Below are 19,674 nucleotides of genomic sequence, written 5' to 3' on the forward strand. Positions count from 1 at the left end.
TTTGGAAATAGTAATTGGTTATTGTTTATTTTTGAAAAATCAATTTGGTAGCGCTACAATTAACTTTTAACAAATAATAATTAACCCTTTACTTTGAAACACCGTCTTCTTTATATACCCATTGCGTTACTGTTTATGCTCTCTTTTATAGATTGTGCAAAAAAAGGAAACCCTTCTGGTGGGCCACGAGATACCATTCCGCCTGTAATTGTAAGAAGTACTCCAGAGAACTACAGTACAAATTTTACTGGAGATGAAATTGAAATTCGTTTTGATGAATACATCAAACTAAAAGATCTTACCAAAGAACTCATCATTTCGCCACCGATGAAGTACACGCCTATAATCACTCCGCTCAGTACTTCAAAAACATTGAAAATTAAATTGTTGGATACTTTGAAACCGAACACAACGTATTCCTTCAACTTTGGAAAGAGTATTGTGGACAATAACGAAGGAAACCAGTTTGATTATTTTAAATACATTTTTTCCACCGGAAGTTATATAGATAGTTTAACTGTTTCAGGAAAAGTGAAAGATGCCCAACTTATTGCTCCAGAAATTCCAACAACCGTAATGCTTTATGAAGCAAATGAAGCCTTTAAGGATTCCTTGGTTTATTCCGAAAAACCAACCTACATAACCATTACAAAAGACAGCACGGGCACTTTTGAACTTACTAATTTAAAGGAAGGAAAATACCTATTACTTGCGTTGAATGAAAAAAATAACGACTACACTTTTCAGCCGAAGAATGATAAAATTGGGTTTGTAAAAGACCTGATTTCTGTACCCTCAGATTCCACATATTCTTTAACACTTTTTAAAGAAACACCGGCATACAAACTTGCAAGACCAAGTCAGATTGCCAAAAATCACATCATTTTTGGTTATGAAGGACGCACAGACAATTTAAAAATTGAATTACTTTCTGAAAAACCACAAGATTATGTTGCCACAACTTTTAAAGACGAAAAGAAAGACACGCTTCACTATTGGTTTAAACCTTCAATTAAAGCTGATTCCCTGATTTTTAAAGTTGCGAATGGAAATAAAATTGATACAGCAACGGTTCGAATGCGTGAACTTTATAAAGATTCGCTAAAAATTTCAGCAGTAAAATCGGAAACCTTACGGTTGAAAGACACTTTTAAATTGCGTTCAAACACGCCATTAATATCTTTTGATGCTGAAAAATTTCAGATTATGACGAAAGATTCCTCATTTATTGAACCTTCAATTAGACTAAACAAAACCTACAATTTGGCTGAGGTATTTTTTCCGAAGCAAGAAGATCAGAGCTATTCCATACAACTACTTCCAGGCGCGTTGACAGATTTTTTTGAAAAGACGAACGATACACTTGCTTTTAAGGCGAGCACGAAACTTATTTCAGATTATGGAACGTTGAACTTAACATTGATGAACGTAAATCGTTTCCCAATTATGGTGCAAATGGTTGATAATAAGTACAACGTGGTTGCGGAAGAATATTTAAACGAAAACAAAAATGTTTACTTTGACGAACTTTCTCCCGACAAATATTTTCTAAGAATCATTTACGACGATAACCAAAATGGAAGATGGGATGCAGGAAATTTCCTAACCCGAATGGCCCCTGAAAAAATTATTTATTACCCAAAGCAGATTGAAGTGCGTGCTAATTGGAGTTTGAATGAAACTTTTACGTTAAAGTAAAACCGTCCCTATCATTCAGAAATTGAAGATGTTTTCGGTTAGTTTCAATATGTTCCTTCTCTAGAATTATAGTTTCAATAATTTCCTTTTCATAGGAAGTTGTGGAAATTTGTTTTCCCAAAACATCATAAACTGCGGAATGACCGATGTATTCGTGGTCGTTCCCGTCAAAACCTACGCGGTTTACGCCAATGCAATAAGTTATATTTTCAATAGCTCGTGCGCGGAGCAAAGTATCCCAAGCAAGAGTGCGTACTTTGGGCCAATTGGCAACATAAATCAAAACGTCATAATCTTCGGTATTTCTTGCCCAAACGGGGAAACGCAGGTCATAACAAACCAAGGGACAAATTTTCCAACCTTTGTAATCCACGATTAAACGTTCGGTTCCGGCCTTATAAGTTTCATTTTCTTTGGCTAGCGTAAAGGTGTGTTTTTTGTCATATTTTTCATAATTTCCATCTGGAAAAACAAAAAAAAGTCTGTTGTAAAAATTAGTCTCTTCAGAAATAATAACACTTCCTGTAATTGCACAATTGTTCTTTTGTGCTTCATGAATCATCCACTGCAAAGTTTCGCCATCGTTGGGTTCAGCAAGTTTTTTAGCGTTCATTGAAAAACCAGTGGTAAACATTTCTGGAAGAACAATTAAATCTGTTTCGTCTTCAATATTTTGAATTTTTTCGGAAAACATTGCGCGATTTGCCTCGGCATTTTCCCAATGCAGTTCGCTTTGTATGATTGTTATTTTAAATTTTTTGCTCAAACCTGCTCTTTTTTTTAATCTTTATTTTCAAACAAAACCTCTTGTCTTCTTGCGCCAAAAAGTTGTTTCTTCATTTGTTATAAAAGTAAAAAAACAGAGCCACATAAAATGCAACTCTGTTTTAAATTATAATTTCTGTACTATTTATTTCAAATCAAAGCGATCCAAATTCATCACTTTGCTCCAAGCTGTAACAAAATCTTTAACAAATTTTTCTTTGGAATCTTCGCAGGCATAAACTTCCGCAATTGCCCGAAGCTCTGAGTTGGAGCCGAAAATTAAATCTGCTCTTGTACCTGTCCATTTAAAGGTATTACTTGCGCGATGGCGTCCTTCGAAAACTCGATCGTCATTCCCAATGGCTTTCCATGTAGTTCCCAAATCGAGAAGATTTACGAAGAAATCATTGGTTAAAGTTTCGGGTTTATCTGTAAATACACCGTGATCTGATCCATCATAGTTTGTTTTCAAAACGCGCATTCCGCCAACAAGTGCTGTCATTTCTGGAACAGTAAGCGTTAATAACTGTGATTTATCCACCAATAATTCTTCAAAAGAAGCGTGTTGTTCAGTCTTTAAATAATTTCTGAAACCATCCGCAACTGGCTCCAAATGTCTGAAAGAATCTACATCAGTCTGTTCTTGAGATGCGTCACCTCTTCCAGGTATAAAAGGAACGGTTACATTTTGTCCAGCATCTTTGGCCGCTTTTTCAATAGCTGCGCAACCGCCAAGAACGATTAAATCTGCCATTGAAACTTTTTTATCGCCGCTTTGATTATTGTTGAAGTCATTTTGAATTGATTCAAGTTTCCTCAAAACTTTTGATAACTGCGAAGGATTGTTAACCTCCCAATTTTTCTGCGGTTCTAAACGAATTCTTCCACCGTTTGCTCCACCGCGCATATCTGAACCGCGATAAGTTGACGCTGAAGCCCAAGCTGTGGAAACTAATTCGGAAATCGATAAACCTGAACCAAGAATTGTTTTCTTAAGGGAAGCAATATCCTCATCATTAATTAAGGAATGGTTTACTTCGGGAATTGGATCTTGCCAAAGCAGTTCTTCACTTGGTACCTCAGGTCCCCAATAGCGGGAAATTGGCCCCATATCTCTATGTGTTAACTTATACCAGCCTCGTGCGAATGCATCTTCGAATTCCTCAGGATTATCCCGGAAATGTTTTGATATTTTTAAATAGGCTGGATCCATTTTCAACGCAATATCAGCAGTGGTCATCATCAGATCCTGGGTTTTAGATGGGTCGTGAGCCATAGGCGCCTTGAATGCGTTTGAAGCGGCAGTTGGTTTCCATTGGTGAGCTCCAGCTGGGCTTTTGGTTTTTTCCCAATCGTAATCCAACAAAACCCTAAAGTATTCGTGATCCCATTTATCTGGAGTGGGCGTCCAAGCTCCTTCAAGACCACTGGTAATTGTATCGTCGCCGAAGCCAGATTTATAACTACTAATCCAACCTTTACTCTGGTGCTCTATGCCTGCACCCGCTGGTTCAGAATCTACATATTTTTCAGCATCTCCAGCTCCGTGTGCTTTTCCAAAAGTGTGACCTCCGGCAATCAACGCCACAGTTTCATAATCGTCCATAGCCATTCTACCAAAAGTTTCACGAATATCGTGAGCGGAGCCTAATGGATCTGGTACTCCGTTGGGACCTTCTGGATTTACATAAATTAAGCCCATATGAGCTGCTGCTAATGGTTTTTCAAGATGTCCATCTTCATATCTTTTGTCGTTGCCAAGCCATTGCGTTTCCGAACCCCAGTAAACATCTTGCTCCGGTTCCCAAACGTCCAGTCGACCCGCGCCAAAACCGAATGTTTTAAAACCCATAGATTCTAAAGCGCAGTTTCCGGCGAGTTGTAGTAAATCTGCCCAAGAGATCTTTCTGCCATATTTCTGTTTAATCGGCCAAAGCAGCAATCTGGCCTTATCAAGGTTTCCGTTATCTGGCCAACTGTTAAGAGGTGCGAAACGCTGATTGGCAGAATTTCCGCCACCACGGCCGTCTGTAACTCGATACGTTCCGGCACTATGCCACGCCATTCTTATGAATAACCCACCGTAATGACCATAATCTGCAGGCCACCAATCTTGTGAATCTGTCATTAAATGAACCAGATCTTTTTTCAAAGCATTATAATCGAGCTTTTCAAATTCTTTTTTGTAATCAAAATCTTTGTCCATAGGATTCGATTTTGAACTTTGTTGTCGCAGGACATTCAATCGTAAACTATTTGGCCACCATTCGCTGTTGGTTGGCCCACCTCCGGCAACCTGTTGTTGCGTGTTCCCGAAATAGGGGCATTGTGCTGCGCTATCATCGTTTATTTCCCAAACATCACTTGTGTTTCCACTTGGATTTCCGTTTTTGTGAAAATTTTTGTCTTTACCGTTTTCCATTATTGAAGATTTTATAAAAATTATTTAACTAAGGTACCTATTAAAATGACTGTTAAGCTAAAAATCAATCTGTTGTTTTAATGTTTTAATTGATAAAACTTATAGTAGGGTATAATTTGAATAAGTTTCAATAATTAAAATTCTTTTAAAATTCCAGCCGCTTTTGCTAAAGTTTCATCTGTTTTCGCAAAGCATACTCGTATTTGTTTATAATCTTTTCCGCCTTCATTAAAAACAGAAGTTGGGATTGTGGCTATTTTGAATTCCTTCGTAAGTCTTTCCGTAAAGACGATATCACTTTCATCTGAAATTTCTGAAAAATCCAACATCTGAAAATAAGTTCCTTTTGAAGGAACAATTTTGAAGTTGGAACCTTCCATTAAATGTAAAAAGAAGTCACGCTTTTGCTGATAGAAGTTTGATAGTTTTAAATAATGATTTACATCTTTTAAATAGGTTGCAAATGCTTTTTGAAACGGATGATTTACGCAGAAAACTACAAATTGATGCACTTTTTGAAACTCTTTCATTAAATATTCTGGTGCAGCGCAATACCCCATTTTCCAACCTGTATTATGAAATGTTTTTCCGAAGGAAGCCGTAATAAAGCTTCGCTCGGCTAATGCATTAAATTTTGAAGCGCTTTGGTGTATGTTTCCATCAAAAATGATGTGTTCGTAAACTTCATCACTTAAAACCAACAAATCGTTTTTCTCTGCTAATCGTTGTAATTCCAGCATATCTTCTTCAGAAAAAAGCATGCCACTTGGGTTGTGTGGCGAATTGATGATTATCATTTTCGTTTTAGCTGAAATTTTATCCGCAACTTCCTGCCAATCCACATTGTAAAAAGGAGGTTTTAGTTGAATGGGAATAATTTTTCCACCAAACAATTCCACCGTTGGTGCGTAGCAATCATAGGCTGGAGTGAAAATTATTACTTCGTCAGCTTTACTAATTGTTGCGGCAATTATCGTGAAAATAGCCTGAGTCGCCCCGGAAGTTATCGTTATTTCAGTCTCGGGATTGTAAAAATGATTGTGGAGACTTTCAATCTTTTTTGAAATTTCCATCCGCAGCTCAAAATCGCCAGCCATTGGCGCGTATTGATTAAAGCCATCTTGCATTGCTTGATCCACCAAAGCATTCAAAGCCGGATCGCTGGGAAAGTTTGGGAAGCCTTGTGCAAGGTTTAAAGCGCCGTGGTCTGTTGCCATTTTGCTCATTACTGAAAAAATGGAGGTTGGGATGTTTGGGAGTTTTGAGTTCTTAATCATTTTAGTAAAATAGTGATAATATTTGCAAAGTAAAAGTTAAATATTTTCCACAAAAAAACCCTCACATTCCGATAGTTATCGGAAGCAAGGGTTTAATCTATTTTCTAACGTCTAAAATTTAACGTCTAGTATCTATAATACTCAGGCTTAAAAGGCCCATCAACAGTTACGCCAATATACTCAGCTTGCTCTTGGCTAAGTTCAGTAAGCTCAACACCAATTTTTTCTAGGTGAAGTTTCGCTACTTTTTCATCCAAATGTTTTGGAAGCATATATACTTCGTTTTCGTAGTTTTCACCATTTTTCCAAAGTTCAATTTGTGCCAAAGTTTGGTTGGTGAAACTATTACTCATCACAAAACTTGGGTGACCGGTTGCGCAACCAAGATTTACCAAACGACCTTCAGCAAGAAGAATAATATCTTTTCCGTTAATTGTATATTTATCAACCTGAGGTTTGATTTCAACTTTTGTATTTCCGTGAGTTTTGTTCAACCAAGAAACCGCAATTTCGTTATCAAAGTGCCCAATATTACAAACAATTGTTTTGTCTTTCATCGCTTCAAAATGCTCAGGACGAATAATATCTTTGTTTCCAGTAGTTGTAATAACGATATCTGCAGTTTTAACAACAGTCTCCAGTTTTTTCACTTCAAAACCGTCCATTGCAGCTTGTAAAGCACAGATTGGATCAATTTCAGTAACGGTAACGATACTTCCAGCACCTTTAAAAGAAGCTGCAGTTCCTTTACCAACATCACCATAACCACAAACTACAACGCGTTTTCCGGCAAGCATAATGTCTGTTGCACGACGGATTGCATCCACAGCACTTTCACGACATCCGTATTTATTATCGAATTTACTTTTTGTAACGCTATCGTTAATATTGATAGCGGGCATTGGTAAAGTTCCTTTTTTCACACGCTCGTAAAGACGGTGAACACCAGTGGTAGTTTCTTCAGAAATACCTTGTACGCCAGCAGCAAGTTCAGGATATTTATCCAAAACCATATTTGTTAAATCACCACCATCATCAAGAATCATATTCAATGGTTTGCGGTCTTCGCCAAAGAAAAGCGTTTGCTCAATACACCAGTCAAATTCCTCTTCATTCATTCCTTTCCAAGCATAAACTGGAAATCCAGCAGCGGCAATTGCAGCAGCAGCGTGATCTTGGGTTGAAAAAATGTTACAAGAACTCCAAGTAACTTCAGCACCTAAAGCCTTCAAAGTTTCAATAAGCACCGCAGTTTGGATGGTCATGTGTAGACATCCAGCAATGCGAGCACCTTTCAAAGGCTGCTCGTTTCCGTATTCTTCACGAAGACTCATAAGTCCTGGCATTTCAGCTTCGGCAAGCTCAATTTCTTTTCTTCCCCAATCTGCTAGGGAAATATCTTTTACTTTAAACGCCGTGTAAGGCACAGTTTTCGTTGACATATTTGTTATCTTTGTTGCTTCCGCTTTGTGGGGAAACCTTATTAATATTGAAATAAATTTTAAGTCTGCAAAACTACAAAATATCTTTCGAAAGTTTATGCCACTTTACAAAACTATAACAGTAAATCCGAACACTAAAGTCTTCATTTGGAAGATTGAAGAATCTTTTGAAGCACTTTCTGACGGAATTCTACTTACCGAAAATTGCAACAATCGTGTAAACAATATGAAAAGCGATTTGCATCGTCGTGGTTTTATGAGCATTCGGCATTTGATGGCTTTGGAAGGCTTTACAGATTTGGATTTGTATTACGACGAAAACGGAAAGCCACATTTAACGGGCGATAAGCATATTTCTATTACACATTCTTTCAACTTTGCCGCAATAATTATTAGTGATGCGGAAGTGGGAATTGATATTGAAATGCAACGAAATAAAATTCTCAGAATCGCACATAAATTCACTCCGATTGAAGAATACCGAACCATGGCGAATGATGATGCTTTAATGCGAAAACTTACCATTGTTTGGTGCGCCAAGGAATCACTTTATAAAAGTTTTGCTGAAAAAGGCGTGAGCTTTTTGGAAAATATTTATGTGGAAGATTTTAGGCTGGACGATAGCGAAACCACAGCTATCGTAACTTACGAAGAAAAACAGCAAAAATATAATGTAGATTTTCTTGAATTTGAAGAATTCACTTGTGCCTATGCCCTTATTTCTGAAAAGCAATAAATGGAAGGAGTTTTTTACAAATCTTTTCTAAAATCGGTTGTCGAAAAAGAAAAGCAACTGGCCATTTTGATTGATCCAGATAAGTTTGCTATTTCTGAAACAAAATTATTTCTAAAAAAAATTCCGAAGGAAACCACACATCTTTTTGTAGGTGGAAGCACTGTGGCTAATGGCAAAACCGAAGAAAGTGTAAAGGTTTTGAAAGCTGTTACAAAACTTCCAATTTTTCTTTTCCCTGGTGATTATTCACAAATTACTTCTGAAGCCGATGTACTTTTATTTCTTAGTTTACTTTCAGGAAGAAATGCTGAATATTTAATCGGTCAACAAATAAAGTCTATATCAATGCTGAAAGATTCTTCGTTGGAAGTAATTTCCACAGGCTATATTTTAATTGATGGTGGTAATAATTCCGCAGTTTCAAAAGTGACTGGAACGGAACCGCTTTCGCAGGAAAATATTGAATTAATTGTGAACACAGCTTTAGCCGGACAATATATGGGAGCTAAATTTATTTATTTGGAAGCCGGAAGCGGCGCCAAATTTCCAGTAAATCCTGAAATTATTTCTGAAGTAAAAAAAGCAATCCATATTCCACTAATTGTTGGTGGCGGAATAAAAACTGATGCACAAAAACAAGCTGCATACAATTCTGGAGCAGATATGGTTGTTATGGGAACGGCTTTTGAAAATTAAAATACCAAATACCAAAAGACAAATTCCAAAAAAATATCAAAAATTCAAACGCTCTGCGCCCTCTGCGCCTCTGCGGTAAAAATTTCCATCGCCAAGTCGCAAAGACCGCAAAGGAAACTTGTAAATTTGAAAAAAATTAAAAATGAAAATTTCAGTAGAACTTACATTAACTCCATTACAAGACGATTTTGAACCCGCAATAATAAACTTCATCAAAAGCTTACGGAATTCTGGGCTTACAGTTTTAGAAAACCCACTAAGCACGCAAGTTTATGGCGATTATGATGCTGTGATGAACCTACTTCAAAAAGAAATGAAAATTGCTTTGGAAGCAGTGGAAAGAGGTTTGCTTTACATTAAAATAGTAAAATCAGATCGCAGCGACTATGAGCCTCATTTTTGATTGGTTTTTTCAGCAATACTTAGACGTTCCCACACACATCATAATTCTTGAAATTGTTGGTGTAGTTTTAGGTTTGTTGAGTGCTTGGTTTTCAAAACAGGACAATATTTTAATCTACCCAACAGGAATTATAAGTACGGCTATTTTCGTTTATATTTTAGCTTATTATGGACTTTTGGGCGATTTAGTAATAAACGCGTACTACTTTTCAATGAGCATTTACGGTTGGTACATTTGGACTCGAAAAGTAGATGCCGAACATTATACGCCCATTACCACAACCACTTCAAAAGAAAAGAAAATTTCTATTTTAATTTTTGTTTCAACTTTACTTTTCATCTATATTATTTACGAAATATTCGATAAATGGACCAGTTGGACAGCTTATGTAGATACTTTAACCACTGCTATATTTTTTGTAGCAATGTGGCTTTTAGCGCGAAAAAAACTTGAGAACTGGCTATTTTTGCTCGTCGGGAATGTAATCTCAATTCCTTTATATTTTTATAAAGGGTTGATATTTACATCTTTTCAATTTATATTGTTTGTTATTATTTCAGTTTACGGATACCGCGCTTGGAGGAAAAATTTGAACATACCAGAAAAAAGCCTGCTCAATTGATAAAAGTAGTTTTATACGGCCCCGAATCTACTGGAAAAACCACGTTGGCGAAGCAGTTGGCGGAACATTTCAACACGTTTTGGGTGCCCGAATTTATGCGTGAGTATCTTCAAAAAAAGTGGGATGATGAAAAGGAGCTGGTTTCGAAAGAAGATCTTTTGCCTATTGCAGAAGGTCAGCTGAAACTTGAAAAAGAAGCTTCAAAACAATCTGAAAACCTGCTTATTTGCGATACTAACTTGCTGGAACTAAAAGTATATTCCGAATACTATTACAACGGATTTTGCCCTTCAGAAATAAAAGAAGAAGCAACCAAAGACAATTACAGCATCTACCTATTAACTTATATTGACACACCATGGGATGCTGACGATCTTCGTGATAGACCAAACAATAGGGAAGAAATGTTTCGTATTTTCGAAGCCGAATTGAAAGAACAAGGTTTTCCGTATGAAATTTTAAAGGGAAACGAGAAAGAAAGATTTGATAAAGCAGTTAAAATTATTGACGCTTTATTGACAGAATAAGAAACTTTGCGTCCTCTGCGACTCTGCGGCCTATTTTTTCACCGCGGAGGCGCAAAGAACGTAGAGAGAATTAATTTAATTGAAAAATGTTTACTGAAAAGAACATACAACAAATAAAGAATCACGGCCTTTCCGAAGCCGAAGTTACACGCCAAATAAACATTTTTAAGGAAGGAATTCCTTTTGCAAATGTGATGGCGGCGGCGTCTGCAAATAATGGAATTGAAGTCTTTTCGGAAAAGCAACAACAGCATTTCGTCAACCTTTTTGAAGTTGAAAAAGATAAATTAGAATTACTAAAATTCGTTCCCGCTTCTGGAGCTGCAACGAGAATGTTTAAGTTTTTACATGAGTTTTTAGAGAAGTATAATCCAGCAGAAAACATTGATGAGTTCCTTCAAAAAGAAGAAAATCTGAATGCGAAATTATTCTTTGAATCAATTGACGATTTTGCTTTTTCGTTTTTGGTAAATCGAAAATTGAAGGAAAAGTATCCAGATTTTGAAAATTTCAATAAAGAAAAACGATATTATTTATTCGTAAAAGAAATCCTAGAAGAAGATGGATTAAACTTCAGCAACACTCCGAAAGGGCTCGTTCCTTTTCACAAATACGGTGACAATTATGTCACTGCTTTTGGCGAACAACTCTATGAAGCCGCTTTTTACGTAACTTCAAACGGAATTGCCAATTTACATTTTACGGTTTCAGCAGAACACGAAGAAAAATTCAAAAAGCGTTTTGAAGAAGTAGAACATAAAGTTGAAAAGAAAACAGGAGTTCAATTAAAAATCTCCTATTCCTTTCAAAAACAGGAAACCGATACTGTAGCAGTAACTTCAAAAAACAATCTTTTTATAGATGAAAATGGCGATCTACTTTTCCGTCCGTCTGGTCACGGCGCACTTCTCGAAAATTTGAATGATGTAGATGCAGATATCATTTTTATAAAAAATATTGACAATGTGGTTTCCCGAAATTATGTTGAAACAGTCGCTTTTCAGAAGAAAGTATTGGCCGGAAAATTGATTTTGCTTCAGCAAAAAATCTTCAGATTTATAGAGCAACTTCAAACCGAAAATCCTTCCGAAGCACTTTTGAAAGAAATCGTAAAATTTATTTCTGAAGAATTAAACATAAAAGATACTCCTATATATAAGAAGGAAATTCTTAAGATTCTAGATCGACCAATTAGAGTTTGTGGCGTAGTAGAAAATACCGGTGCTCCAGGTGGCGGACCATTTCTCATAAAAGACAAAGACGGAAACCTTTCGTATCAAATAGTGGAAATGTCGCAAATTGATACAAACAATTCAAAACAAAAAGCTTTAGTTGAAGAAGCCACGCATTTCAATCCAGTAGATTTGGTTTGTGGCGTGCGCAATTATAAAGGCGAAAAGTATAATCTTTTAAAGTATTCAGATCCTGATGCAGGTTTTATTTCGAATAAATCCTACCAAGGAAAACCCATAAAAGCTTTGGAACTTCCAGGATTGTGGAACGGCGCAATGGCAAACTGGAACACTGTTTTTGTGGAAGTGCCGCTCATCACTTTCAATCCTGTAAAAACTGTAAACGATCTTTTAAACGAAGTACACCAACCCAAATGAAAACTGAAGTTTTAATAGCTGAACTTTCTTTTAAAGCCATTCGCAGCAGTGGCCCAGGCGGACAGCATGTAAACAAAACGGCTTCAAAAGTTGAGGTGTCGTTTGATTTGGAAAATTCTGAGGCGCTTTCGGAAACAGAAAAAGAAAGACTTCGTCTAAAACTTTCAACAAAAATTTCTTCTGAAGGAATCATAATGCTGCAATGCGGCGAAACCCGAAGCCAGCACCGAAACAAAGCTATCGTTATTGAAAGATTGGTTGGATTGCTTCAGCAGAACTTAAAAGTTCCAAAACCTCGCAAAAAAACAAAACCTTCAAAAGGCGCAATCGAAAGACGTTTAAAATCTAAAAAAGAAAATGCTTTTAAAAAATCTAATCGCAAACCGCCTAAGATTGAATAGTGTTTACACAACAGTTGTATAATTTTTACACAGTTGTTCTTCACTTTACACACTTCTTCAATACTTCGAAAAAAATATAAAATGTACAAATAATTGATTTACAATTATTTGAGAGGTTTCTTTGTTCCTATTTTTATATGGCACTAATTTTTCTATATACTAGACAACAAACAAACTTAGAGAAACGAATAGATAATTTTTTAAAAACAAAAACAATGAAAAAGTTAATTTTAAGTACAGCAATTTTATTAGGAGGTTTAACTGCAGCAACTGCACAAACTGACAAAGAAGCAACTGCAATGAACGAGGTGAAGCAAACTGCCGTTGAAGCACAAGTTGAAAACAATATTGAGGCTGCACAAGATGCTGAGACTGCTGTAATTGCAGTTCCAGCGCAAGACTATAAAGAAGTAAAAGCTTCTGAAGTACCTCAAACTGTTCAAGATGCTGTAACCAAGGATTTTGACGGCGCCACTATTTCTAAGGCTTACGTGAATGCCAAAGGAGAATATAAACTTAACCTTGCCACTGCAGACAAAAAAGCTGCAACGGTTTATGCAAATGCAAAAGGTGAGTGGATTAAAAATGAATTAAAGAAGCAGTAAGCTGCAGGTATTTTTAGATTCAATACTTCTGAAAAAGGCGTCCAATTATGGGCGCCTTTTTTTATGATAACTTTAAAGATTGCCCTGCCATTTACTCACTATTTTTACCACTTCAGAAAACCTAATGGCGCAGCAAATACATATAATTGAAGACGATGTAGCTTTTGGAAAAATGCTCACTACTTTTTTGGAACGAAAAGGATTTCAGGTTTCGGTTTCTCTTACGGGTCAAAGCGCTCGTAAAACTTTAGCCGAGAACAATTTTGATATCCTAATCACAGATTTACAACTTCCAGACGATTCTGGTTTGGAATTGCTAGAATATTCGCAGCAAGTTTCCCCAAAGACGAAAGTTATTTTAATGACCGGTTACGCCGAAGTAGATACAGCGGTAAAAGCTATTAAAAAAGGTGCTTTAGATTATATTTCGAAACCGTTTCGCCCCGAGGAATTGTTGATGATTATTGAAGAGGATTCTCAGAAAATTGATTCTTCAGAAACTTATATTTCAAAAACTAGTGAAAAGAAAATTTCTCCAAAAACCATTTCAGAAAAACCCAATTTTGTTGTTGGAATAAGTGGATCTTCTAAAAAATTCAATGAATATTTGAAGCTTGTTGGGCCAACAGACATGTGTGTTTTGATTCAAGGCGAAAGTGGAACTGGGAAAGAAGTTGCGGCAAAAGCAATCCACAATTTCAGCAATAGAAAAGGTGAAAGCTTTGTAGCTGTAGACTGCGGCGCAATACCAAAAGAAATTGCTGCGAGTGAATTTTTTGGACACGTAAAGGGCAGTTTTACGGGAGCCATAAATGATAAAAAAGGACATTTTGAAGCCGCTGATGGCGGAACATTATTTTTGGATGAAGTAGGAAATCTTTCCTATGAAAACCAAATTCAACTACTGCGCGCTTTGCAAGAACGACGCATAAAACCTGTTGGAAGTAACACTGAAATTGAGGTAGATGTTCGCATACTTTCTGCAACAAATGAAGATTTACTAAAAGCGGTTTCCGACGGAAAATTCCGTGAGGATTTATATCATCGTTTGAATGAGTTTTCAATTCACATTCCTTCACTTCACGAACGCAAGGAAGATCTATTTTTGTTTACCGAATACTTTTTAAATGAAGCCAACAGCTCTCTAGGAAAAGAAGTTTTGGGGCTTTCAAAAGAAGTGGGAGAAGCTTTCAAAAACTACCCTTGGCCAGGGAATTTAAGGGAACTTAAAAACGTAATAAAACGTTCTGTTTTATTGACGAATTCAGCTTTAATTCCTTTGGAAGTAATTCCGAGAGAAGTACTTTTTTCTACAAAACAAAAAAAAGAATTTTTAGATTTTTCAAAAGAAAGCAACGAAAAGCAGCTTATAATAAATGCATTAAAAGAAGCAGATTTTAATAAAACTAAAGCCGCAAAACTGCTAAATATTACACGAAAAACACTTTACAATAAGTTGGAGCTCTATAAAATTGAGCTTTAAAGTTTATCGATTTTCGAGTTCTTTTTGCAAATCACGAATGTTCATTATTAATTTTTCAACTAGCATTTTCATCTGACCAATTTCAACTTTTTCTTCTTCAAAATCCTCCATTTTTTCAAGAATAGAAATCACAGCATTTGCTTTTAATTGACGGAACATCGTTAGCATTCGGTGTGCTATTTCTGCAGTTTTTTCTATATTTTTTTCTGCAATTGCATTTTTTATTTGTTGCAAATCTTGCTCCGTTTGCGTGTTGAAAATAGTGAGCACTTCTTCCAAAGCTTCGTCTGTATTTAAAAAAGATTTTAAAAGTGAAAGATCGAATTTATCGTTTTTTGAAACATCATTTTCTACGTTTTCGTTCAATAGCTTTTCTTCTGATAAATTGCTTCGTTCTGGAAATATTTTTTCTAAAACAGTTATAAGTTCCTGTTTAGAAAATGGTTTTGGAAGCATTTCTGCAAAACCTTTTTTGAAATAGAAATCTCTCGAATGTTCTCGACTTCCTGTCATTGCAATAACAGGCTGATTTTTATACGAAGTAATTTCACCATTTTTTAAATTTTTTAAAATGGTAAAACCGTCTGTTTTTGGCATTTGAATGTCGGTAAGAACGAAATCATAATCGCCAGGAATTTTGGTAAAATCATCATAGTCTTGAAACGTTTTAGAATAAATATTTAGCTGCTCAAAAACCTCTTGTAAAAGCGCGCGCATTGTGTCATCATCGTCTATTATCACAGCTTTTAAATCGTTAAAAGAATTTGTTTTTTCAGAACTAATTTTAGACAAAATACGCTCCGATTTTTTCAGCGGAAGTATTAAGTTGAAAGAACTTCCTTCACCCAAAACACTTTCAACTTCTATAGTTCCTCCCAAAAGTTCAGTGAGTTTTTTTGAGATTGCAAGACCCAAACCGCTACCGCCAAATTTGTGCGCAGTATCAGTTTCTGCTTGCGTAAATTCGTTAAAGATAAGTTGTTGTTTTTCTTCAGAAATACCGATTCCAGTATCTATTACGGAAATTTTTATTTTTGAAGTTTCGTTCTTTTTTTCTATTTCTTCAACCTTAATTTCAACAGCTCCTTTTTCCGTAAATTTAAATGCGTTGCCCACCAAATTGTTTATAATCTGCCTGATTCGCAATGGGTCGCTTTCAAAAATTTGGCCTTTTATTTTTTCAGAAATCGAAAGCTTTAGCTCAATTGATTTTTGAAGATATTGGTGTTTCACTGCGTTTCCAGCTTCTAGAATTATGTTTTCCAACGAAAAAGAAACGCTTTCTATCGGCAGTTTTCCAGCTTCTAATTTTGAGTAATCTAACAAATCATCAACCAAATGTGAAATGAAATGGGAGCTAGAGGTTATCTGACTTAAATAGTATTTCTGTTTTTCTGAAAGCGACGAATTTTGGAATAATTCAGAATAACCACTAATAGTATTCAACGGAGTTTTCAAATCATGACTAACTGAGGAAATCAGTTGTTCGCGACTTTTCAAAAGTGATTCAGCGTAATTTTTAGATACTTCCAAATTCTTTTTGAATCGTTCTGCGCGAAAAAAATCGGAAAGAATAAAGTAGGAAAAGAGCAAAACTGTAATGCCTCCCAAAATACCTGCAAACTTCAAAATCTGGCCAGTTCTAACCATAGATTCGGAACGTTGTAGTTTTTCTAGGTTGTTGTTTTTTGCAATTTCACTGTCAAAACTTACGATTATTTCACGCAAACGTTCCGAAATATTAAGGTCATTTCTAATCAAGTCATTCTCCTTTTGCATCAAAGATTGACGTATTCTCGAATTTTCCTTTTTGGCTTCAGCGACAATATATCTTGAAGCGACAAGCATAGAATCTACGGTTTTAGACTTTACGGTGGAAGTGTCTCTTCCCGCATTACTATTGAGATAATCTGCATAAGATTGCCAAATTTTTCGCTCTCTGCTGCTCAGTTTTGAAGGATTTCTATAAAGCGTTTCCACTGAATTTAAACCGATCGAGGCTTCCAGTTTTTTAACTTCCTTCAGAATATCATCAAGTGAAGAATCTTTATTATTTGTTAAACGCAAAATACGAAGTTGATCAATATTTTGATTTTTTTCAATGAGCAAGCTTTTTACGCTATCCAGTTGTTTCAGTTGAAAATCATTGGTGGTAAGCAATTTTATTTCTTTGATTTTCAAGAAAAGTGAATCTGTTTTGATGATGTATTTTTCAAAATCTGCATCGTTTTCTGTTAAAAGCGCAAGTCTTGAAAATCCGTCGGTTTCGTAAACCAAATTGATAAGTGTTCCGGTTTCTATGAATTTCTTTTCACCTGCTTTTTCATTCGTTTCAGATGTGTAATTTTTAAATTCTGAATATAAAAATGCACCAACAATCACAGCCAAAGCACCTAAAATTAAGTAGCTGAAAATGATTTTGAGTGTAAATTTATTTTTGGAATTGGCCATTGCTCAAATGTAAAGACTATATAAAAAGAGAAGTATTAAGGATATGGTAAAAATCGAAATTGAAATTGAAATCGAAATTGAAATCGAAATGGAAGGTTTAAGTTAAAAAAGAAATGTAATTTTGCTAAACATCTCAAAGGGGTGCGGATTTCAATTCAGAATTGAAAAAGGCTGAGATTATACCCAAAGAACCTGGGCGGGTAATGCTGCCAAGGGAAAATAAATAGGAACCCCCTGTAATATTGCGCGACGCAATGTTTTCAGGGTTTTTTTATGTAAACATTTAACCAACAGAGAATAACGCCCCTTTTATTCGTACAAAATTTTTATACGAATGAAAAAGTTATTGATTTTCGCAGTATTTTCTTCACTGTTTATCACGGTTTCTGCACAGGAAATTCCGCAGACAAAATCGCAGGACACTACAAAAGTTGAATCTTTAGACGAAGTTTTGGTGCAAGCCGTTCGCGTGGAGGCAGATTCGCCAATTACCCACTCAAATCTCGACAAAGAAGAACTTGCGAAGCGCAATCTTGGGCAGGATATTCCGTATATGCTTAACTATTTGCCGTCTGTAGTAACCACAAGCGATGCTGGGGCTGGCGTTGGTTATACTTACATTCGGGTTCGTGGAAGCGATGCTTCGCGTGTGAATGTTACGTTGAACGGAATTCCTTATAACGATTCTGAAAGTCAAGGAACGTTCTGGGTAAACTTGCCCGATTTTACTTCTTCAGTGCAAAGTTTGCAACTGCAACGTGGCGTGGGAACTTCAACTAATGGTTCGGGTGCTTTTGGCGCGAGTTTGAACTTGTTGAGTGATGCAATTTCAGATGAGGCGAATGGTGAGATTTCAAATTCCTTTGGAAGTTATAAAACACATAAACACAACGTTAAGTTCAGCACTGGCTTACTTTCCAATCATTTTGAATTAGCGGGAAGGTTGTCCACCATCAAATCTGATGGATATATTGACAGAGCCAGTTCCGACTTAAAATCCTACTTTCTGCAAGCGGCGTTTGTAAATAGAAATACCTTGATTAAAGCCTTGGTTTTCGGCGGAAGGGAAGAAACTTATCAATCTTGGAACGGTTTGGAGGATCCAGAAAAGCTTGAAAACGATAGAACTTATAATCCGGCCGGAGAATATGAAGATGAAAATGGAAACATTCGGTTTTATGATAATGAAGTGGATAATTATGCGCAAGATCATTATCAATTGCTTTGGAACCAGCGTTTTAATAATAATTGGAGTACGAATGTTTCTTTCAATTACACAAAAGGAAAGGGTTATTTTGAACAATACAAAGAAGATGAGAAATTTAAAACGTACGGTTTTGAGCCTTTAATATTTGGGAACGACACCATAAATAAAACAGATTTAATTCGTCGACGTTGGTTGGACAATAATTTTTATGCGGCAAATGCAAACGTGAATTATAAAAACAATAAAATAGATTTTACTGGAGGCGCCTTTTATAGTTATTACACTGGCGACCATTTTGGCGAAGTAATTTGGGCAGGTTACGCCAGTAATTCTGAAATCCGCGATCGCTATTACGAAGGAAATGGCGAGAAAAATGAATTCACAGTTTTTTCAAAAGCAACCTACAGAATTGATGAAAATTGGAGCATTTTCGGAGATTTCCAAGGGCGATTTTTAAATTATAAAACTTCGGGAATTACGTCAGATTTGGTGCCGATGAATATAGATGAAAATTATTCTTTTTTCAACCCGAAAGCTGGATTGACTTATAAATTGAATCTTTCAAATCAATTCTATTTCTCCTACGGAAAAGCACACCGCGAACCTTCACGAAATGATTATGAGCAGAATATAGTAACTCCTGAAAAACTGGATGATTTTGAACTTGGTTTTCGTTTTGCTAAGGAAAAAGCGAAGGTCAACGCTAATGTTTTTTATATGAATTACAAAGACCAATTAGTGCTTTCGGGCGAATTAAATGACGTTGGCGCAGGTTTACGAACCAGCAGCGGAAAAAGTTACCGTTTAGGATTGGAGATTGATGCCGAAATACAACTTTTGAAAAATCTTAGAACCCTTCCGAACCTAGCTTTAAGCACCAATAAAAATGTAGATTTCGTTAATTCTCGGAACGGTGAATTGGTAAATCTTGGCAATACCAATATTTCCTTTTCGCCTTCAGTGGTTGCAGCAAATATGTTGGAATATTCTCCGATAGAAAAATTGCAACTCGGATTTCTCACAAAATTTGTCGGGGAACAATTTATGGGAAATATTGATAGTGAAGTTTCAAAATTGGACAGTTACTTCATCAATGACCTAAATATTGTTTACACTTTGGACGGACTTCCTTGGATCAAGGAAGTGGTTTTTTCAGCTTTGGTGAACAATATTTTTAATGTAAAATATGTTTCCAATGGTTATTTTTATACATATGATGATGATTTTAGCAATCCGGGAACGGTTACTACTGTTGAGGGCGCAGGGTATTATCCGCAGGCTACAATTAACTTTTTGGTTGGGGCGACGATAAAATTTTAGATATTTAGG

The 19,674-nt window shown here is 36.1% G+C and carries 16 protein-coding genes; 11 read left to right on the forward strand and 5 right to left on the reverse strand.

From position 1 onward, the window contains the following. The first annotated feature begins 93 nt into the window (after positions 1-93). The gene (locus tag AEQSU_RS06855) at positions 94-1,698 is read left to right on the forward strand and encodes an Ig-like domain-containing domain (protein WP_014782135.1); all 1,605 of its coding nucleotides are present in this window, start codon (positions 94-96) and stop codon (positions 1,696-1,698) included. Here the strand turns inward: AEQSU_RS06855 and AEQSU_RS06860 are convergent. The 4 genes from AEQSU_RS06860 to ahcY form a co-directional block, all read right to left on the reverse strand. Continuing rightward, the gene (locus AEQSU_RS06860; RefSeq protein ID WP_014782136.1) at positions 1,685-2,464 is read right to left on the reverse strand and encodes an amidohydrolase; all 780 of its coding nucleotides are present in this window, start codon (positions 2,462-2,464) and stop codon (positions 1,685-1,687) included. The genes AEQSU_RS06855 and AEQSU_RS06860 overlap by 14 nt on opposite strands. A gap of 144 nt (positions 2,465-2,608) precedes the next feature. Continuing rightward, entirely contained in the window at positions 2,609-4,885 is a 2,277-nt protein-coding gene (katG, locus tag AEQSU_RS06865; RefSeq protein WP_014782137.1) for a catalase/peroxidase HPI, read from the reverse strand. Positions 4,886-5,019: 134 nt separating this feature from the next. Continuing rightward, entirely contained in the window at positions 5,020-6,162 is a 1,143-nt protein-coding gene (locus tag AEQSU_RS06870) for a methionine aminotransferase (protein ID WP_014782138.1), read from the reverse strand. A gap of 125 nt (positions 6,163-6,287) precedes the next feature. After that, the gene (gene ahcY, locus AEQSU_RS06875) at positions 6,288-7,604 is read right to left on the reverse strand and encodes an adenosylhomocysteinase (RefSeq protein ID WP_014782139.1); all 1,317 of its coding nucleotides are present in this window, start codon (positions 7,602-7,604) and stop codon (positions 6,288-6,290) included. A gap of 97 nt (positions 7,605-7,701) precedes the next feature. Between ahcY and AEQSU_RS06880 the strand changes: the two genes are divergently transcribed. The 9 genes from AEQSU_RS06880 (at position 7,702) to AEQSU_RS06920 (ending at position 14,687) form a co-directional block, all read left to right on the forward strand. Continuing rightward, complete coding sequence (locus tag AEQSU_RS06880) at positions 7,702-8,340, forward strand: 4'-phosphopantetheinyl transferase family protein (RefSeq protein ID WP_014782140.1); 639 nt, start codon at positions 7,702-7,704, stop codon at positions 8,338-8,340. Then, a complete protein-coding gene (locus AEQSU_RS06885) occupies positions 8,341-9,036 on the forward strand; it encodes a phosphoglycerol geranylgeranyltransferase (RefSeq protein ID WP_014782141.1) in 696 nt (231 codons plus the stop codon). Positions 9,037-9,178: 142 nt separating this feature from the next. Then, a complete protein-coding gene (locus tag AEQSU_RS06890) occupies positions 9,179-9,439 on the forward strand; it encodes a thiamine-binding protein (protein ID WP_014782142.1) in 261 nt (86 codons plus the stop codon). Continuing rightward, complete coding sequence (gene pnuC, locus AEQSU_RS06895; protein ID WP_014782143.1) at positions 9,423-10,061, forward strand: nicotinamide riboside transporter PnuC; 639 nt, start codon at positions 9,423-9,425, stop codon at positions 10,059-10,061. The genes AEQSU_RS06890 and pnuC overlap by 17 nt, the downstream gene beginning before the upstream one ends. Beyond that, positions 10,058-10,588, forward strand: a complete 531-nt coding sequence (locus tag AEQSU_RS06900) for an AAA family ATPase (RefSeq protein ID WP_014782144.1) — start codon at positions 10,058-10,060, stop codon at positions 10,586-10,588. The genes pnuC and AEQSU_RS06900 overlap by 4 nt, the downstream gene beginning before the upstream one ends. A gap of 86 nt (positions 10,589-10,674) precedes the next feature. Next, entirely contained in the window at positions 10,675-12,198 is a 1,524-nt protein-coding gene (locus AEQSU_RS06905) for a DUF4301 family protein (protein WP_014782145.1), read from the forward strand. Further along, positions 12,195-12,599 (forward strand): alternative ribosome rescue aminoacyl-tRNA hydrolase ArfB, encoded by a 405-nt coding sequence (arfB, locus tag AEQSU_RS06910; protein WP_014782146.1) that lies wholly within the window; start codon positions 12,195-12,197, stop codon positions 12,597-12,599. Before AEQSU_RS06905 ends, arfB begins: the two co-directional genes overlap by 4 nt. Before the next feature lie 215 nt (positions 12,600-12,814). Further along, positions 12,815-13,204, forward strand: coding sequence for a hypothetical protein (locus AEQSU_RS06915; protein WP_014782147.1), 390 nt, complete (start codon positions 12,815-12,817; stop codon positions 13,202-13,204). 124 nt (positions 13,205-13,328) lie between these two features. Further along, positions 13,329-14,687 (forward strand): sigma-54-dependent transcriptional regulator, encoded by a 1,359-nt coding sequence (locus tag AEQSU_RS06920; protein ID WP_014782148.1) that lies wholly within the window; start codon positions 13,329-13,331, stop codon positions 14,685-14,687. Between the two features lie 3 nt (positions 14,688-14,690). On the opposite strand, the gene AEQSU_RS06925 is transcribed toward AEQSU_RS06920, so the two are convergent. Further along, a complete protein-coding gene (locus tag AEQSU_RS06925; RefSeq protein ID WP_014782149.1) occupies positions 14,691-17,138 on the reverse strand; it encodes a hybrid sensor histidine kinase/response regulator in 2,448 nt (815 codons plus the stop codon). A gap of 334 nt (positions 17,139-17,472) precedes the next feature. On the opposite strand from AEQSU_RS06925, the gene AEQSU_RS06930 reads away from it, so the two are divergent. After that, positions 17,473-19,665, forward strand: a complete 2,193-nt coding sequence (locus AEQSU_RS06930; protein WP_014782150.1) for a TonB-dependent receptor — start codon at positions 17,473-17,475, stop codon at positions 19,663-19,665. The last annotated feature ends 9 nt before the right edge of the window (positions 19,666-19,674 follow it).

The sequence above is a fragment of the Aequorivita sublithincola DSM 14238 genome (assembly GCF_000265385.1).
GTDB classification, from domain to species: domain Bacteria; phylum Bacteroidota; class Bacteroidia; order Flavobacteriales; family Flavobacteriaceae; genus Aequorivita; species Aequorivita sublithincola.